Origin of the sequence: Nitratidesulfovibrio sp. HK-II (genome assembly GCF_003402415.2) — a bacterium.
Lineage (GTDB): Bacteria > Desulfobacterota > Desulfovibrionia > Desulfovibrionales > Desulfovibrionaceae > Cupidesulfovibrio.
Window position 1 is genome coordinate 2,375,846 of sequence record NZ_AP036014.1, and the last position, 13,016, is coordinate 2,388,861.

The following is a 13,016-nucleotide window of genomic DNA, read 5'->3' on the forward strand; positions in this document are numbered from 1 at the left end:
CCAACCCGCCAGCTTTCTTGACGTATCATTCCCATCAATATACATAATCGAAATGCTGGATTTCAGAAGACTCGAAGCGTTCTGCAAGGTCTACGAACTGCGCAGCTTCTCGCGGGCCGGGGCGGACCTGTTCCTTTCCCAGCCCACCATCAGCGCGCACGTCCTTGCACTGGAAAAGGAACTGGGCGTCCGCCTGCTCGACCGCATGGGTCGGCAGGTGCTGCCCACGCCCGCCGGCGAGGTGCTGTACCGGCGCGCGTCCGAGGCGTTCGCCAGCCTTGCCGCCGCAGAGGCCGAAATCGGCCAGTTGCGCGACGAGGTCAGCGGCGACCTTGTGGTGGGGGGCAGCACCATACCCGCGCATCACGTGTTGCCAGAGGTCATCGCCGGGTTCGTGCGCACCTACCCAGCCGTGCGCGTGCACCTGCGCGTGGGCGACACGGCGGACATCGTGCAGCGCGTCACCGACGGCGAGCTGATGCTGGGCCTGGTGGGCGCCATGGAGCCCCACCCCGACCTGGTGTTCGAGCCGCTGGTGGACGACGAACTGGTGGTGGTGGCCGCGCCGGAAATGGCGGGCGGCAGACGCCACGTGCAGGTCGAGGAGCTGGCCCAGTGGCCGTGGATCATGCGCGAGGCAGGGTCCGGCACGCGGCGCACCTTTGCCGAGGCGCTGGCCACGGCGGGCATGGACGTGCGGCGGCTGCCGGTGGCCCTGGTGGTGGACAGCACCCAGGCCGTGGTGCAGTACGTGCGCGCGGGCCTTGGGGTCAGCGCCACCTCTCGTCTGGCCGTGGCCGAAAGCATCACCAGGGGCGAACTGGTGGAGCTGCAGCTTGACGATTGCCGCCCCGCGCGCCAGTTTCACTCCGTGCGCCATGCGCGGCGACACCAGTTCCCCGCTGCCGCGGCCTTTGCCGCATACCTTGGCGAACACACCCGGCACCTGCGCAACGGCAAGGCCCCGGCCAACGCCGAAAGCGCCGCCAAGACCCGAAACAAGGACAAGGCATGAGCCGCATCCGGCTGGTCGATTCGGTCAAGGCCGCCGGTTGAGCCGCCAAGGTGGCTCCGGGGGACCTGGAGCGCATCCTGGCGGGCCTTCCGCGCGACCCTTCCGTTGAGGACAGGGTGATCCTGGGCACGCGCCACAACGAGGACGCGGCCGTGGTCCGTCTGCCCGGTGGCCAGGCCATCGTGCAGACGCTGGACTTCTTCACGCCCATCGTCAACGATCCCTACCAGTTCGGTCGCATCGCCGCAGCCAACGCCCTGTCCGACGTCTACGCCATGGGCGGCACCCCGTGGTGCGCCATGAACATCGTCTGCTTTCCGGTAAAACGGCTGCCGGAATCCATCCTGGCCGACATCCTGCGTGGCGGGTCGGACGCGCTGCGCGAGGCGGGCGCGGCGCTGGTGGGCGGCCACAGCGTGGAGGACGACGAGATCAAGTACGGCCTCTCCGTCACCGGGCTCATCGAACCGGACAAGGTGGCCTCCAACGCGGGCCTGCGCCCGGGTGACAGGCTGCTGCTCACCAAGCCGCTGGGCACGGGCATCCTTGCCACCGCCGTCAAGGCCAGCTGGCCCGGGTGGGAAGCGTTCGAGGAAGAGCTGTACCGCTGGGCCTCGCGACTGAACAAGGGCGCGGGCCGCGTCATTCGCGAGCTTGGGCTGAAGGCGGCCACCGACGTCACCGGCTTCGGCCTTGGCGGGCACTGCCTGGAAATGGCCGGGGCCTCCGGCGTCACCGTGGCCCTGGACACCACCGCCCTGCCCGTGCTGCCCGGCGTGCTGGAACTGGCGGGGATGGGCCTTGTGCCCGAGGGCAGCCACGCCAACCGGGCCCACTGCCACAAGCATGTGCGCACGGAGCCCGGCGTCACCCCCGTGCTGTCCGACGTGGCCTTCGACGCGCAGACATCCGGCGGCATGCTGCTGGCCGTTCCGCCGGACAAGGAGGACCAGGCCGTGGCCCTGCTGGCCGAATCCGGCGACCCCGCCTACCCCGTGGGTGAGGTGCTGGAGCCGCTGCACGGCGGCGCGCTACTGGTGCTGCGGTAGGGCACCCCCGGCGCCTCCCTCCCCCCTGCCGTTCGCCTGCGGCGTTCAGTTCACGCCCCCGCAACCGATACATGCTTAATATGGCAAGGGTCGCCCCACACGGAGCGGCCTTTCCTTTTCAGAACGTAAAACGGGGCGGACCATGCGGTCCGCCCCGTTCGGGTACGTGCTGCGAAAGGCGTCGCCGATTACTCGGCGGCAGCCTTCTTCTCTTCCGCCGGGACTTCCACGGCGGGCTGGTGGGTCAGTTCGATGACCGCCAGCGGAGCGTTGTCGCCCTTGCGGGGCAGGCCCAGCTTCACCACGCGGGTGAAGCCGCCGGACACGCCGGTGAAGGCGGGGCCGATGTCGTCGAACAGGCGCTTCACGAGCTGGTGCGAACCCAGCACGTCATAGGCCTGGCGGCGGGCGTGCAGGTCGTTGCGCAGGGCCAGGGTGATCAGCGGTTCGACGATGCGGCGCAGTTCCTTGGCCTTGGTCTCGGTCGTGCGGATCTTGCCGTAAGTCAGCAGGGCCTTGGCCATGTTGCGGAACAGGGCCTTCCGGTGGGACGGCGTTCTGCCCAGCTTCTTGCCGGAATTGCTATGCCTCATTTTGCTGCTTCCTCTTCCATTCCTGGTATTTCTTCTCGAAGCCGTCGACCTTCATGCCGAAGTCCAGGTTCATGTCGGACAGCACGCGCTTGATTTCATCCAGCGACTTGCGGCCGAAGTTCTTGGTCTTCAGCATTTCGTTCTCGGACTTCTGGACCAGTTCGCCCACCAGGGTGATGTTGGCGCTCTTCAGGCAGTTGGTGGCGCGCACGGACAGTTCGAGCTCGTCGATACCCTTGAACAGGTTCTCGTTGAGGTCGCTGCTGCCCGACGAGTTGCCGGAACTTTCGCCCGAAATGCGCTCATCGAAGTTGATGAAGACGGATATCTGGTCCTTGATGATCTTCGCGCTGTACGCAATCGCATCTTCGGGGGTCACGGAACCGTCGGTCCAGACTTCGATGATGAGCTTGTCGTAGTTGGTCATCTGGCCGACGCGAGCCTGCTCAACCGTGTAGGCGACCTTGCGGACCGGAGCGAAGCTGGAATCCAGCTTGATCAGGCCGATCTCCTCGCTGAGGCCTTCGTGCATGTCGGCGGGCACGTAGCCCTTGCCCATGCGCACCTCGAACTCGAAGGTGAGTTCCAGGTCTTCGGTCAGCGTGGCGATGTGCAGGTCGGGGTTGAGGACCATCACGTGCTGGTTGGTCTTGATGTCGCCGGCCTTCACCGCGCCCTTCTTGTTCACGGAAAGCTCCAGGAACTGGGGCTCGTCCGTGTCCATGGCGAGGCGCACCTGCTTCAGGTTGAGGACGATGTCGGTCACGTCCTCAAGCACGCCGGGAATGGTGGTGAACTCGTGCTGTACGCCCGAGACCTTCACCGAGACGAACGCCGCGCCCTGAAGCGAAGACAGCAGAACCCGGCGAAGCGCGTTGCCGATGGTGGTGCCGTAGCCACGTTCCAGCGGTTCGCACACGAACTTGCCGTACATGGCATCGGCCGGGTCGCTGTCCCGGGTGATCTGCTCGGGCTTCACGAGCTCCGACCAGTTCCGGGTGTTGATAAGCCTGTCGCCTTGTTTGATGAGCATGCTCACACCCGCTTATTTGGAGTAAAGCTCGACAATCAGGTGTTCGTTGATCGGGAACTGAATGTCTTCGCGCTGCGGCAGGGCCTTGACCACGCCCTTGAAGCTGGGGCCATCCACTTCAAGCCACGAGGGGCAACCGCGACGGGCGATCACTTCCTGGGCTTCGGCGATCACGGGAATCTTGCGGTTGGCTTCGGGCACTTCAATGATGTCGCCCACGCGAACCTGCATCGAAGGGATGTTCGCCTTGCGGCCGTTCAACGTGAAGATGCCGTGGCGCACCAACTGGCGCGCCTGCTGGCGCGAGTTGGCAAAGCCGAGGCGGTAGATCACGTTGTCGAGACGGCGTTCGAGAATGGCCAGCAGGTTCGCGCCGGTCACGCCCTTGGCCATGTCGGCCTTGTGGAAGTAGCCGCGGAACTGGCGTTCAAGAACGCCATACACGCGACGGACCTTCTGCTTCTCGCGCAACTGCACCGCGTAGTCGCTGACCTTCTTGCGGGCGCGGCCATGCTGGCCGGGCGCGTAGGGGCGACGATCGTAGGCGCACTTGTCGGTGTAGCAACGGTCGCCCTTGAGGAAAAGCTTGGTGCCTTCACGCCGGCACATCCGGCACTTTGCGTCATTGTACTTAGCCAAGGCTGGATCCTCCTAACTAGACGCGGCGCCGCTTGGGCGGACGGCAGCCGTTGTGGGGAATCGGGGTGATGTCACGGATGAAGGCGACCTTGAAGCCCGCGGCATTGACTGCGCGCATGGCGGCTTCACGGCCGGAGCCGGGGCCCTTGACGTAGATGCCCACGGTACGCATGCCGTGATCCTGGGCACGCTTGGCCGCCTGTTCGGCAGCCACCTGCGCGGCGAACGGGGTGCTCTTGCGCGAGCCCTTGAAACCGCTCTGCCCGGCGCTGGCCCAGCTGATGGTGTTTCCCCGCGTGTCCGTGAAGGTCACGATGGTGTTGTTGAACGTCGCCTGAATGTGAACAATCCCAACCGGGACGTTCTTCTTCTCTTTCTTTTTGACCGTACGCTTGGGTCTTGCCATGACTTACTCTCTGCGGACTAGAATTAGGGGCTTGCAGCCGGAACCTCAAAACGAGCTCAGTCATGACAGAGCCGTGCCGCGCTGGTCACCGGGAAATTTGGTTGCCCTGGCGACGCAGGTGAGATTCCACGCCTTTGTGCTAGCCTTGGATTACTTCTTCTTGCCGACGGCGCCGCGACGGGGACCCTTGCGGGTGCGGGCGTTGGTATGGGTGCGCTGACCGTGCACCGGCAGACCGCGACGATGGCGCAGGCCGCGGTAGCAGCCGATGTCCATCAGACGCTTGATGTTGCTGGAGACCTCGCGACGGAGATCGCCTTCAACCTTGTGGTTCTGCTCGAGCTCCTTACGGATCTCATTAACCTCGTCGGCGCTCAGGTCATCGATGCTCCGGCTCCAGTTGACGCCGGTAACATCCAGAATCTGAAGCGCGGTAGCCCGACCGATACCGTAGATATAGGTCAGGGCGATGTCAACGCGCTTGCCTCGGGGCAGATCGACACCTGCAATTCTGGCCACTGTTTACTCCTGACGGCTTAGCCCTGGCGCTGCTTGTGCCGGGGGTTGTCGCAAATGACCCTGAGAATGCCCCGGCGGCGGATAACCTTGCACTTGGGGCACATCTTCTTGACGGAAGGCCTGACTTTCATGTTCGACTCCGTTGTTTGTCTTTGGCCCGACATGACGGAAGAGCAACGTCGGAACAGGGGTGGATATCACCCTGCCGAACGTCCGTCAACCGGCAAGTCGCGCCGCCTCTGCCTGCGACAGGCTGAGAATGATCGGCCCGTCCGGCGTGATGGCCACGCTGTGTTCAAAGTGGGCCGACAGCTTGCGGTCACGGGTGACCGCCGTCCAGTTGTCGGCGAGGATTTCGACCTCGTACGTACCCACCGTGACCATCGGTTCGATGGCCAGCACCATGCCCGGCTTCAGGGGCACGCCCGGCATGCCGCGCGGCACGAAGTTGGGAATCTCGGGCTTCTCGTGCAGCGAACGGCCGATGCCGTGCCCCACGAACCGCCGCACCACCCCGAAACCGGCAGCCTCGACATGCCGTTGCACGGCCGCCGAGATGTCGTACAGGGTGTTGCCCACCCGCGCCTGCTCGATGCCCTCGAAGAGCGATTCGCGCGTCACGCGGATGAGGTGCGCGGCCTCGTCGCTCACTGCCCCCACCGGGTAGGTGCGGGCCGAGTCGCCGTAGAAGCCGTCGTACACGACGCCCATGTCGAAGCTGACGATGTCCCCTTCCTGGAGAATCCGCTTCGCCGAGGGAAATCCGTGCACCACCTCTTCGTTCACCGAGCAGCACAGGGCGAACGGAAACCCGTGATAGCCCTGGAAAGCCGGGCGGACGCCGTGCTTGCGGCACTCCGCCTGGGCCAGCTCCTCGAAATGCATCGTCGAGACGCCCGGGCGAACGTGTTCGCCCAGAACGTCCAGTATCGCGGCAACGATTCGATTGGCCTCCCGAAGGAGGCCAATCTCGTTGTCATTCTTGATGAAGACACCGCGGAACTTCTTCAACTCACTGCCGTCCCTTGATGCGGGTCTTGTTCATGAGACCCTCGTACTGCCGTGAGATCAGGTGCGATTCCACCTGGGACATGAAGTCCATGGCCACGCCCACCAGAATCAGCACGCTGGTGCCGCCGAAATAGAACGGCACGTTGAACTGCGCGATGAGGATCATGGGCAGGACGCAGATCGCGGATATGTAGATGGCCCCCCAGATGGTCATCCGGGTGAGCACCCTGTCGATGTACTGCCGGGTCTTGTCCCCAGGGCGGATGCCGGGGATGAACCCGCCGCCCTTCTTCAGGTTCTCGGCGATGTCCTTCGGATCGAAGATGATCGCCGTGTAGAAGAAGCAGAAGAACACGATGAGGCTGATGAACAGGATGTTGTACATCACCGTGTGCGGCGCGAACCAGGCGGCCACCTGCTGGAGCATCTCGTTGGCCGAGAAGCTGGCGATGGTCGCGGGGAACAGCAACAGCGAAGAGGCGAAGATGGGCGGAATCACGCCCGCCGTGTTGATGCGCAGCGGCAGATGCGTGCTCTGACCGCCGAACATCTTACGCCCCACCTGCCGCTTGGCGTAATGGATGGGGATGCGCCGCTGCCCGCGTTCCATGAACACGATGCAGCCAAGCACCACCGCCATCACCACCAGCACCAGAAGCGCGGTGAACAGGCTCATGTCGCCGGCCTTGATGAGCTGGGCCGACTTGACGATGCCGCCGGGAATGCCGGCGACGATGCCCGAGAAGATGATCAGCGAAATACCGTTGCCGATGCCCTTCTCGGTGATCTGCTCACCAAGCCACATGATCAGCATGGTGCCAGCGGTAAGCGTGGCGATGGTGATCATCCGGAAAGCCCAGCCCGCATCCACCACCACGGGTGCGCCCGCGGGGCTGTGCATGTTCTCCAGGCCCACGGCGATGCCGAAGGCCTGGATCACGGTGATCAGCACCGTGGCGTACCGGGTGTACTGGGTGATCTTGCGGCGGCCCGACGCCCCCTCCTCCTTCGCCATCCGCTTCAGTTCAGGGCTTACGACCTGCAGAAGCTGGATGATGATCGAGGCGGAGATGTAGGGCATGATGCCGAGGGCGAACACCGACAGATTGCGGAGCCCGCCCCCGGAGAACATGTCGAAGAGGCCGAAAAGGGTGTTCTGGACGCTGGCGAAGAAGTCGGCCAGCGCTCCGGAATCCACCCCGGGGACCGGGACGTGAACCCCGATGCGGTATGCGGCCAGCAACAGGAACGTCCAGAAGAGCTTCTTGCGAAGCTCCGGCAGACGCGCCAGGTTTTCTACACCACTAAGCGCCACGGCTTACCCTTCCAGTGCCTTGGCTTCGCCACCGGCGTTGCGGATTTTTTCGGCGGCGGAGGCGCTGAACTTGTGCGCTTCCACCGTAAGGGCAACGCTGACCTCGCCCACGCCGAGAATTTTCACCGAGGCGCCAGCCTTGCACAGGCCGCGCGCGTAGATGTCTTCCAGCGTGATGTCGGTCTTGCCTTCAAAGGACGCCACCAGGCGATCGAGATTGATCACCTCGTAGGTGGCCTTGAAGGGCGCGTTCTTGAAGCCGCGCTTGGGCAGACGGCGCTGCAGCGGCATCTGGCCGCCTTCGAAACCGGGGCGCACACCGCCGCCGGCGCGAGCATTCTGGCCCTTGTTACCTTTGCCGGAGGTGCAGCCGAGCCCCGAACCGGAACCGCGGCCCACGCGCTTGCGCGATGCCCGTTCCTCGGCGAACGGATAGAGTTCGTGCAGTCTCATTATTCACTGACCTCGACCAGGTGCTTGACTTCGGCGATCATGCCACGGATTGCGGCATTGTCCTCAAACGACTTCTCGCAACGGATCTTCCGCAGGCCAAGCGCGTCAAGAACCTTGCGCTGCTTGGGTTTGCAACCGATCCAGCTGCGTACGAGCTTCACCTTGATCATGATTGCGTCCTACTTTCTGGGCGCTTCGAGCTTCATGCCGCGAAGCTGGCCCACGTACTCGGCGCTGCGCAGCGAGGTAAGCCCCGCCATGGTTGCGCGCAGCACGTTGTGCGGGTTGTTGGTGCCGATGGCTTTCGCAAGCACGTCGGTCACGCCCACGGCTTCCATGACGGCGCGCACGGCCCCGCCAGCGATGATGCCGGTACCCTTGGAGGCGGGCTTCAGCATGACGCAGCCGGCGCCGAACTCGCCCAGGATTTCATACGGAAGGGTGCCATCCACCAGCGGAATCTGGACCATGTCCTTCTTCGCGCGTTCGGTGGCCTTGCGCAGGGCTTCCGGCACTTCCTGGGCCTTGCCGAGGCCGAAGCCCACGGCGCCCTTGCCGTCGCCCACGACAACGAGGGCGCTGAAGCTGAAGCGGCGGCCGCCCTTCACAACCTTGGCAACTCGGTTAAGGTAGACGATCTTCTCTACCAACCCGAACTCATTCTGTTCCATGCCAGTACCTACCACCCGTTAGAATTCCAGGCCGCCCTCACGGGCACCGTCGGCAACAGCCTTGATGCGCCCGTGATACAGGTAGCCGTTACGGTCGAACACCACGCGCTTGATGCTCTTCTCGCCCGCGAGGCGTGCGATTTCCTTGCCCACCAGTTCCGCCCCGGCCTTGTTGCAGTGCGCCCCGGCCTGGGCCTTGCCGATGGCAAGGGTGGAGGTGGCAACAAGCGTGGCGCCGGTGGCGTCGTCCACGATCTGGGCGTAGACGTGCAGGTTCGAGCGGTAGACAACCAGCCGGGGACGCTCGGTGCTCCCGGCGATCTTCTTGCGAATGCGGACTTTGCGCCGCTTTCTGGCATCGTTCTTGGTCATCGTCATTTTCTCATACCTGCCTATTTGCCACCAGACTTGCCGGCCTTGCGGCGAATCTGCTCGTTGTCGTACTTGATGCCCTTGCCCTTGTAGGGTTCAGGCTTACGCACGCGGCGGATGCGTGCGGCGATCTCGCCGACCACTTCTTTGCTGATGCCCGAGATGGTCAGCTTCTGGCCTTCCACCTTGGCTTCGACGCCTTCGGGCATCTCCATGATCACCGGGTGCGAGAAACCGACCGCGAGCTCAACCAGGTTGCCCTTCACGGCAACCTTGTAGCCGACGCCGATGACTTCCAAGGTCTTGGAGAAGCCCTTGGTCACGCCCTGCACGCAGTTGGCGAGCAGGGTGCGGCGCAGGCCGTGCTGGGCACGGGCGGTGCGGGTTTCGGTGGCGCGGGTGATGACGACCTGGCCGCCCTCAACCACGTAGTTCAGTTCTTCATGGGTAGGGGTGACGAGCACGCCCTTCGGGCCCTTGACCTCGACGGTGCCGGTCCCGACCTTCACTTCGACGCCGGAAGGAATGGCGATGGGGAGTTTACCGATTCGCGACATGTCCGTACCCTACCAGATTTCGCAGAGCAGTTCGCCGCCAACCTTACGGTCACGGGCCTGCGTGCCCGCAAGGACACCGCTGGAGGTGGACAGGATGCAGATGCCAAGCCCGTTCTGGACCTTGGGGATGTCGGTGGAGCCGACATACACCCGGCGGCCGGGCTTGCTCACCCGCTTGAGGCCGGCGATGACCGGCTTACCCTTGAAATACTTGAGGGAGATCTTGATCTCGGCCTCTTCCACCGCCACGTCTTCGACGTAGCCTTCCTGCTTCAGGATGGCGGCGATGGATTCCTTCATCTTCGAGCGCGGCACACTCACTTCCTTGTGCAGGGCCAAGTGTGCGTTGCGGATACGCGTGAGCATATCTGCAATAGGATCAGTCAGCATTCCTTACTCCTTGGTGACTTACCAGCTCGACTTGCGAACGCCGGGCAGTTCGCCGCGCAGGGCCATGTTGCGGAAGCAGATACGGCACAGGCCGAACTTGCGCATGTAGGCACGCGGGCGGCCGCAGACCGGACAACGGTTGTAGGCGCGGGCGGAGAACTTGGGCTTGCGCTGCGCCTTCACTTCAAGCGATGTACGAGACAAAGCCGTTTCTCCTTACTTCTTGAAAGGCATGCCGAGCTGGTCGAGCAGCAGCTTGCCTTCCTTGTCCGTCTGGGCGGTGGTAACGATCGTGATGTTCATCCCCTTGGGGTTGTCAACGCGATCCACTTCCAGCTCGGGGAAAATGGTGTGTTCCTTGATGCCCAGGGTGAAATTGCCCCGGCCATCGAAGCCACGGTCCGGAATCCCTCTGAAGTCGCGCACACGGGGGAGCGCGAAGTTCATCAGCTTGTCCAGAAAGTCCCACATGCGTTCCTTGCGCAGCGTCACGCGGCAGCCGATGGGCATGCCTTCGCGCAGCTTGAACGACGCGATGGACTTCTTCGCACGGGTCACGACGGCCTTCTGCCCGGCGATGGCGGTCAACTCCTTGATGGCTTCTTCCATCAACTTGTTGTTCTGGCTCGCGGCGCCGAGGCCGATATTCAGAGAGACTTTCTCAATCCCGGGAACCTGCATCGAAGAAGTGTAGTTGAACTCCTTCTGCAATACCGGAACCACTTTCTCGCGGTATATCTGTTCAAGACGCGTCATCGTCTCTCACCCTATCCGATGATTTCGTTGCACTTCTTGCAGAAGCGAACTTTCTTGCCGTCCTCGGTGTAGCGGTAGCCCACCTTGGTGGCCTTGGCGCACGCATCGCACATCACCATCACGTTGGAGATGTCGACAGGCATCTCCTTCTCGATGATACCGCCCGGCTGCTGCCGGTACGGATTGGCGCGCATGTGGCGCTTGACCATGTTGACCTTCTCGACAAGCACGCCGTCCTTCTTGGGAAGGACCTTGATTACCTTGCCGATCTTGCCTTTGTCCTTGCCGGCGATGACGACCACTTTGTCGTCCTTGCGGATGCGGAACTGTTTCATTTCTGGGCTCCTAGAGCACTTCGGGCGCCAGCGACACGATCTTCATGAAGTTCTTGCCGCGCAGTTCACGGGCAACAGGGCCGAAGATGCGGGTGCCCACCGGCTCGCCCTGCTTGTTCAGCAGCACGGCCGCATTGGAATCGAACTTGATGTACGAACCGTCGACGCGGCGGACTTCCTTGCGGGTGCGCACGATGACGGCCTGCATCACGTCGCCCTTCTTCACCTTGCAGTGCGGCAGGGCTTCCTTCACGGAAACGACGACGATGTCGCCCACGGTGGCGTAGCGGCGCTTGGAGCCGCCGAGCACCTTGATGCACGCGACTTTCTTCGCACCGGAGTTGTCCGCCACCTGCAGCGTGGATTCTACCTGGATCATCGCAAACCCCTACACGGCTTTTTCGAGAATGGAGACCAGATGCCAGCGCTTGTTGCGGCTGAGCGGACGGTACTCGATGATCTTCACCTTGTCGCCGATGCCGCACTCGTTCTGGGGATCGTGAGCGGTGAACTTGTTGCGGCGGCGCACGTACTTCTTCAGCAGGGGATGCTGCACCAGCGTTTCGACGCGAACGACGATGGTCTTGTCGTTCTTGTCGCTGACGACGATCCCGGTGAGCACCCTGCCCTTGCGGTTCATCAGTTCTTCGGACATGGGCTTACCCCTTTTCCTTCAGGATGGTCAGAATCCGGGCGATCTCGCGCTTGGTCGCCGGGAGGTTGGAGGTCTTCTCCAACTGCGCGGTGGCGTGGCGGAAACGCAGATCGAACAGTTCCTTGCGGGATTCGGCCAACTTGTCCTTGAGCTGTTCAGCGCTGAGCTTTCTCAGTTCTGCGGCGTTCATTCTAGAGGCCCTCCCGCACGACAATGGTCGTCTTGATGGGGAGCTTGTGGGCGGCGCGCGTCAGAGCTTCCTTGGCCAGCTCCAGGCTGACGCCCTTGATTTCGTAAAGCACGCGGCCCGGCTTCACCGGAGCGCACCAGCCCACCGGGGCGCCCTTACCGGAACCCTGGCGGGTTTCGAGGGGCTTGGCGGTGACCGGATGGTCGGGGAAGATGCGGATCCAGACCTTACCGCCGCGCTTGATGTGGCGCATCATGGCGATACGGGCGGCCTCGATCTGCTGGCTGGACAGCTTGCCGTGTTCTACTGCCTTAAGGCCGATATCACCGAAGGAGACAGTGGCGCCGCGGGTGGCCATGCCACGCAGACGGCCCTTCTGCCACTTGCGGAATTTAACCTTTCTGGGGCTCAACATTACTGTTCTACCTCGTTGGCCAGAATTTCACCCTTGAAAATCCAGACCTTGACGCCGATCACCCCATACGTGGTGCGGGCTTCGGCGAAACCGAAGTCGATGTCGGCGCGCAGGGTCTGCAGGGGCACGCGACCATCGCGGTACCATTCGGTACGGGCGATTTCGGCCCCGGCGAGGCGGCCGGAACAGGTCACCTTGATGCCTTCGGCGCCGAACTTGCGCGACATGGACACCGTGCGCTTCATGGCGCGACGGAAGGCCACGCGGCGTTCAAGCTGCAGCGCGATGTTTTCGGCAACGAGCTGCGCTTCCACTTCGGGGCGGCGGATTTCGTTCACCTCGATGGAGAACTCGCGCTTGAACTTCTTGCGCAGGTCGCCACGGAGCTTCTCGATTTCCACGCCCTTGCGGCCGATGACGATGCCCGGACGCGCGGTGGAGAGGATCAGCCGCACCTTGCCGCCGGCACGTTCGATCTCGATCTTGGAGAGACCGGCGTGGTACAGCGTCTTCTTCACGAACTTGCGGATGTTGTGATCCTCGAAGACGAAGCCGGGGTATTCCTTCTTGCTGAACCAGCGCGACTGCCAGTTCTTGTTGTACCCCAGCCGGAAGCCGTAAGGATGTACTTTCTGACCCATA

24 protein-coding genes are annotated in these 13,016 nt (G+C 63.1%); 2 read left to right on the forward strand and 22 right to left on the reverse strand.

From position 1 onward, the window contains the following. The first annotated feature begins 52 nt into the window (after positions 1 to 52). On the forward strand, positions 53 to 1,015 hold the full coding sequence (locus tag RVX_RS09820; RefSeq protein ID WP_116305728.1) for a selenium metabolism-associated LysR family transcriptional regulator: 963 nt from the start codon (positions 53 to 55) through the stop codon (positions 1,013 to 1,015). Next, complete coding sequence (selD, locus tag RVX_RS09825) at positions 1,012 to 2,064, forward strand: selenide, water dikinase SelD (protein WP_116305729.1); 1,053 nt, start codon at positions 1,012 to 1,014, stop codon at positions 2,062 to 2,064. Before RVX_RS09820 ends, selD begins: the two co-directional genes overlap by 4 nt. 188 nt (positions 2,065 to 2,252) lie before the next feature. Here selD and rplQ read toward each other — a convergent pair whose 3' ends face one another. The 22 genes from rplQ to rpsC form a co-directional block, all read right to left on the reverse strand. After that, positions 2,253 to 2,657 carry a 50S ribosomal protein L17 gene (rplQ, locus tag RVX_RS09830; protein ID WP_116305730.1) on the reverse strand — a complete coding sequence of 135 codons (405 nt, stop codon included), beginning with the start codon at positions 2,655 to 2,657 and terminating at the stop codon, positions 2,253 to 2,255. Further along, the gene (locus RVX_RS09835) at positions 2,647 to 3,690 is read right to left on the reverse strand and encodes a DNA-directed RNA polymerase subunit alpha (protein ID WP_007521063.1); all 1,044 of its coding nucleotides are present in this window, start codon (positions 3,688 to 3,690) and stop codon (positions 2,647 to 2,649) included. Before RVX_RS09835 ends, rplQ begins: the two co-directional genes overlap by 11 nt. Before the next feature lie 12 nt (positions 3,691 to 3,702). Further along, positions 3,703 to 4,329: a 30S ribosomal protein S4 gene (gene rpsD / locus RVX_RS09840; protein WP_116305731.1), complete on the reverse strand. Its 627-nt coding sequence runs from the start codon at positions 4,327 to 4,329 to the stop codon at positions 3,703 to 3,705. Positions 4,330 to 4,345: 16 nt separating this feature from the next. Then, positions 4,346 to 4,735 (reverse strand): 30S ribosomal protein S11, encoded by a 390-nt coding sequence (rpsK, locus tag RVX_RS09845; protein WP_007521058.1) that lies wholly within the window; start codon positions 4,733 to 4,735, stop codon positions 4,346 to 4,348. Between the two features lie 150 nt (positions 4,736 to 4,885). Further along, on the reverse strand, positions 4,886 to 5,254 hold the full coding sequence (gene rpsM, locus RVX_RS09850) for a 30S ribosomal protein S13 (RefSeq protein WP_007521057.1): 369 nt from the start codon (positions 5,252 to 5,254) through the stop codon (positions 4,886 to 4,888). Between the two features lie 17 nt (positions 5,255 to 5,271). Continuing rightward, entirely contained in the window at positions 5,272 to 5,385 is a 114-nt protein-coding gene (gene rpmJ, locus RVX_RS09855; protein WP_007521055.1) for a 50S ribosomal protein L36, read from the reverse strand. An 85-nt stretch (positions 5,386 to 5,470) separates the two neighbouring features. Next, positions 5,471 to 6,265, reverse strand: coding sequence for a type I methionyl aminopeptidase (gene map, locus RVX_RS09860; protein ID WP_116305732.1), 795 nt, complete (start codon positions 6,263 to 6,265; stop codon positions 5,471 to 5,473). A gap of 1 nt (position 6,266) precedes the next feature. Then, positions 6,267 to 7,580 (reverse strand): preprotein translocase subunit SecY, encoded by a 1,314-nt coding sequence (gene secY, locus RVX_RS09865; protein WP_116305733.1) that lies wholly within the window; start codon positions 7,578 to 7,580, stop codon positions 6,267 to 6,269. A 3-nt stretch (positions 7,581 to 7,583) separates the two neighbouring features. Next, positions 7,584 to 8,033, reverse strand: coding sequence for a 50S ribosomal protein L15 (gene rplO, locus RVX_RS09870; RefSeq protein ID WP_012611257.1), 450 nt, complete (start codon positions 8,031 to 8,033; stop codon positions 7,584 to 7,586). Further along, on the reverse strand, positions 8,033 to 8,203 hold the full coding sequence (gene rpmD, locus RVX_RS09875; protein WP_007521049.1) for a 50S ribosomal protein L30: 171 nt from the start codon (positions 8,201 to 8,203) through the stop codon (positions 8,033 to 8,035). The genes rplO and rpmD overlap by 1 nt, the downstream gene beginning before the upstream one ends. Before the next feature lie 9 nt (positions 8,204 to 8,212). Beyond that, positions 8,213 to 8,704 carry a 30S ribosomal protein S5 gene (rpsE, locus tag RVX_RS09880; protein WP_043607855.1) on the reverse strand — a complete coding sequence of 164 codons (492 nt, stop codon included), beginning with the start codon at positions 8,702 to 8,704 and terminating at the stop codon, positions 8,213 to 8,215. An 18-nt stretch (positions 8,705 to 8,722) separates the two neighbouring features. After that, positions 8,723 to 9,082, reverse strand: a complete 360-nt coding sequence (rplR, locus tag RVX_RS09885; protein WP_007521046.1) for a 50S ribosomal protein L18 — start codon at positions 9,080 to 9,082, stop codon at positions 8,723 to 8,725. 14 nt (positions 9,083 to 9,096) lie between these two features. After that, positions 9,097 to 9,633, reverse strand: coding sequence for a 50S ribosomal protein L6 (gene rplF / locus RVX_RS09890; RefSeq protein ID WP_116305734.1), 537 nt, complete (start codon positions 9,631 to 9,633; stop codon positions 9,097 to 9,099). 9 nt (positions 9,634 to 9,642) lie between these two features. Further along, positions 9,643 to 10,023 carry a 30S ribosomal protein S8 gene (gene rpsH / locus RVX_RS09895; protein ID WP_043607852.1) on the reverse strand — a complete coding sequence of 127 codons (381 nt, stop codon included), beginning with the start codon at positions 10,021 to 10,023 and terminating at the stop codon, positions 9,643 to 9,645. Positions 10,024 to 10,041: 18 nt separating this feature from the next. Next, positions 10,042 to 10,227 (reverse strand): type Z 30S ribosomal protein S14, encoded by a 186-nt coding sequence (locus tag RVX_RS09900; protein WP_007521040.1) that lies wholly within the window; start codon positions 10,225 to 10,227, stop codon positions 10,042 to 10,044. 12 nt (positions 10,228 to 10,239) lie between these two features. Further along, positions 10,240 to 10,779, reverse strand: coding sequence for a 50S ribosomal protein L5 (gene rplE / locus RVX_RS09905; protein ID WP_007521038.1), 540 nt, complete (start codon positions 10,777 to 10,779; stop codon positions 10,240 to 10,242). Positions 10,780 to 10,790: 11 nt separating this feature from the next. Next, the gene (gene rplX / locus RVX_RS09910) at positions 10,791 to 11,114 is read right to left on the reverse strand and encodes a 50S ribosomal protein L24 (protein ID WP_007521035.1); all 324 of its coding nucleotides are present in this window, start codon (positions 11,112 to 11,114) and stop codon (positions 10,791 to 10,793) included. Between the two features lie 10 nt (positions 11,115 to 11,124). Further along, positions 11,125 to 11,493 (reverse strand): 50S ribosomal protein L14, encoded by a 369-nt coding sequence (rplN, locus tag RVX_RS09915; protein ID WP_007521033.1) that lies wholly within the window; start codon positions 11,491 to 11,493, stop codon positions 11,125 to 11,127. A gap of 9 nt (positions 11,494 to 11,502) precedes the next feature. After that, positions 11,503 to 11,769 (reverse strand): 30S ribosomal protein S17, encoded by a 267-nt coding sequence (gene rpsQ / locus RVX_RS09920; RefSeq protein ID WP_007521031.1) that lies wholly within the window; start codon positions 11,767 to 11,769, stop codon positions 11,503 to 11,505. A gap of 4 nt (positions 11,770 to 11,773) precedes the next feature. Then, on the reverse strand, positions 11,774 to 11,959 hold the full coding sequence (gene rpmC / locus RVX_RS09925; protein WP_007521028.1) for a 50S ribosomal protein L29: 186 nt from the start codon (positions 11,957 to 11,959) through the stop codon (positions 11,774 to 11,776). A gap of 1 nt (position 11,960) precedes the next feature. Then, positions 11,961 to 12,374, reverse strand: a complete 414-nt coding sequence (rplP, locus tag RVX_RS09930; protein ID WP_012611251.1) for a 50S ribosomal protein L16 — start codon at positions 12,372 to 12,374, stop codon at positions 11,961 to 11,963. Continuing rightward, the gene (gene rpsC, locus RVX_RS09935; protein ID WP_116305735.1) at positions 12,374 to 13,015 is read right to left on the reverse strand and encodes a 30S ribosomal protein S3; all 642 of its coding nucleotides are present in this window, start codon (positions 13,013 to 13,015) and stop codon (positions 12,374 to 12,376) included. Before rpsC ends, rplP begins: the two co-directional genes overlap by 1 nt. Position 13,016 lies beyond the last annotated feature (1 nt).

What these genes read in the sequence shown, in the direction of transcription:
- rplO (WP_012611257.1), bottom strand. Translation starts at nt 8,033, where the DNA reads ATGAGACTGCACGAACTCTATCCGTTCGCCGAGGAACGGGCATCGCGC.
- rpmD (WP_007521049.1), bottom strand. Translation starts at nt 8,203, where the DNA reads ATGATCAAGGTGAAGCTCGTACGCAGCTGGATCGGTTGCAAACCCAAG.
- rplN (WP_007521033.1), bottom strand. Translation starts at nt 11,493, where the DNA reads ATGATCCAGGTAGAATCCACGCTGCAGGTGGCGGACAACTCCGGTGCG.
- rplE (WP_007521038.1), bottom strand. Translation starts at nt 10,779, where the DNA reads ATGACGCGTCTTGAACAGATATACCGCGAGAAAGTGGTTCCGGTATTG.
- rplP (WP_012611251.1), bottom strand. Translation starts at nt 12,374, where the DNA reads ATGTTGAGCCCCAGAAAGGTTAAATTCCGCAAGTGGCAGAAGGGCCGT.
- rplF (WP_116305734.1), bottom strand. Translation starts at nt 9,633, where the DNA reads ATGTCGCGAATCGGTAAACTCCCCATCGCCATTCCTTCCGGCGTCGAA.
- rplR (WP_007521046.1), bottom strand. Translation starts at nt 9,082, where the DNA reads ATGACGATGACCAAGAACGATGCCAGAAAGCGGCGCAAAGTCCGCATT.
- rpsH (WP_043607852.1), bottom strand. Translation starts at nt 10,023, where the DNA reads ATGCTGACTGATCCTATTGCAGATATGCTCACGCGTATCCGCAACGCA.
- rpsK (WP_007521058.1), bottom strand. Translation starts at nt 4,735, where the DNA reads ATGGCAAGACCCAAGCGTACGGTCAAAAAGAAAGAGAAGAAGAACGTC.
- rplQ (WP_116305730.1), bottom strand. Translation starts at nt 2,657, where the DNA reads ATGAGGCATAGCAATTCCGGCAAGAAGCTGGGCAGAACGCCGTCCCAC.
- rpmC (WP_007521028.1), bottom strand. Translation starts at nt 11,959, where the DNA reads ATGAACGCCGCAGAACTGAGAAAGCTCAGCGCTGAACAGCTCAAGGAC.
- rpsE (WP_043607855.1), bottom strand. Translation starts at nt 8,704, where the DNA reads ATGGAACAGAATGAGTTCGGGTTGGTAGAGAAGATCGTCTACCTTAAC.
- RVX_RS09835 (WP_007521063.1), bottom strand. Translation starts at nt 3,690, where the DNA reads ATGCTCATCAAACAAGGCGACAGGCTTATCAACACCCGGAACTGGTCG.
- RVX_RS09820 (WP_116305728.1), top strand. Translation starts at nt 53, where the DNA reads ATGCTGGATTTCAGAAGACTCGAAGCGTTCTGCAAGGTCTACGAACTG.
- rpmJ (WP_007521055.1), bottom strand. Translation starts at nt 5,385, where the DNA reads ATGAAAGTCAGGCCTTCCGTCAAGAAGATGTGCCCCAAGTGCAAGGTT.
- rpsC (WP_116305735.1), bottom strand. Translation starts at nt 13,015, where the DNA reads ATGGGTCAGAAAGTACATCCTTACGGCTTCCGGCTGGGGTACAACAAG.
- rplX (WP_007521035.1), bottom strand. Translation starts at nt 11,114, where the DNA reads ATGAAACAGTTCCGCATCCGCAAGGACGACAAAGTGGTCGTCATCGCC.
- rpsQ (WP_007521031.1), bottom strand. Translation starts at nt 11,769, where the DNA reads ATGTCCGAAGAACTGATGAACCGCAAGGGCAGGGTGCTCACCGGGATC.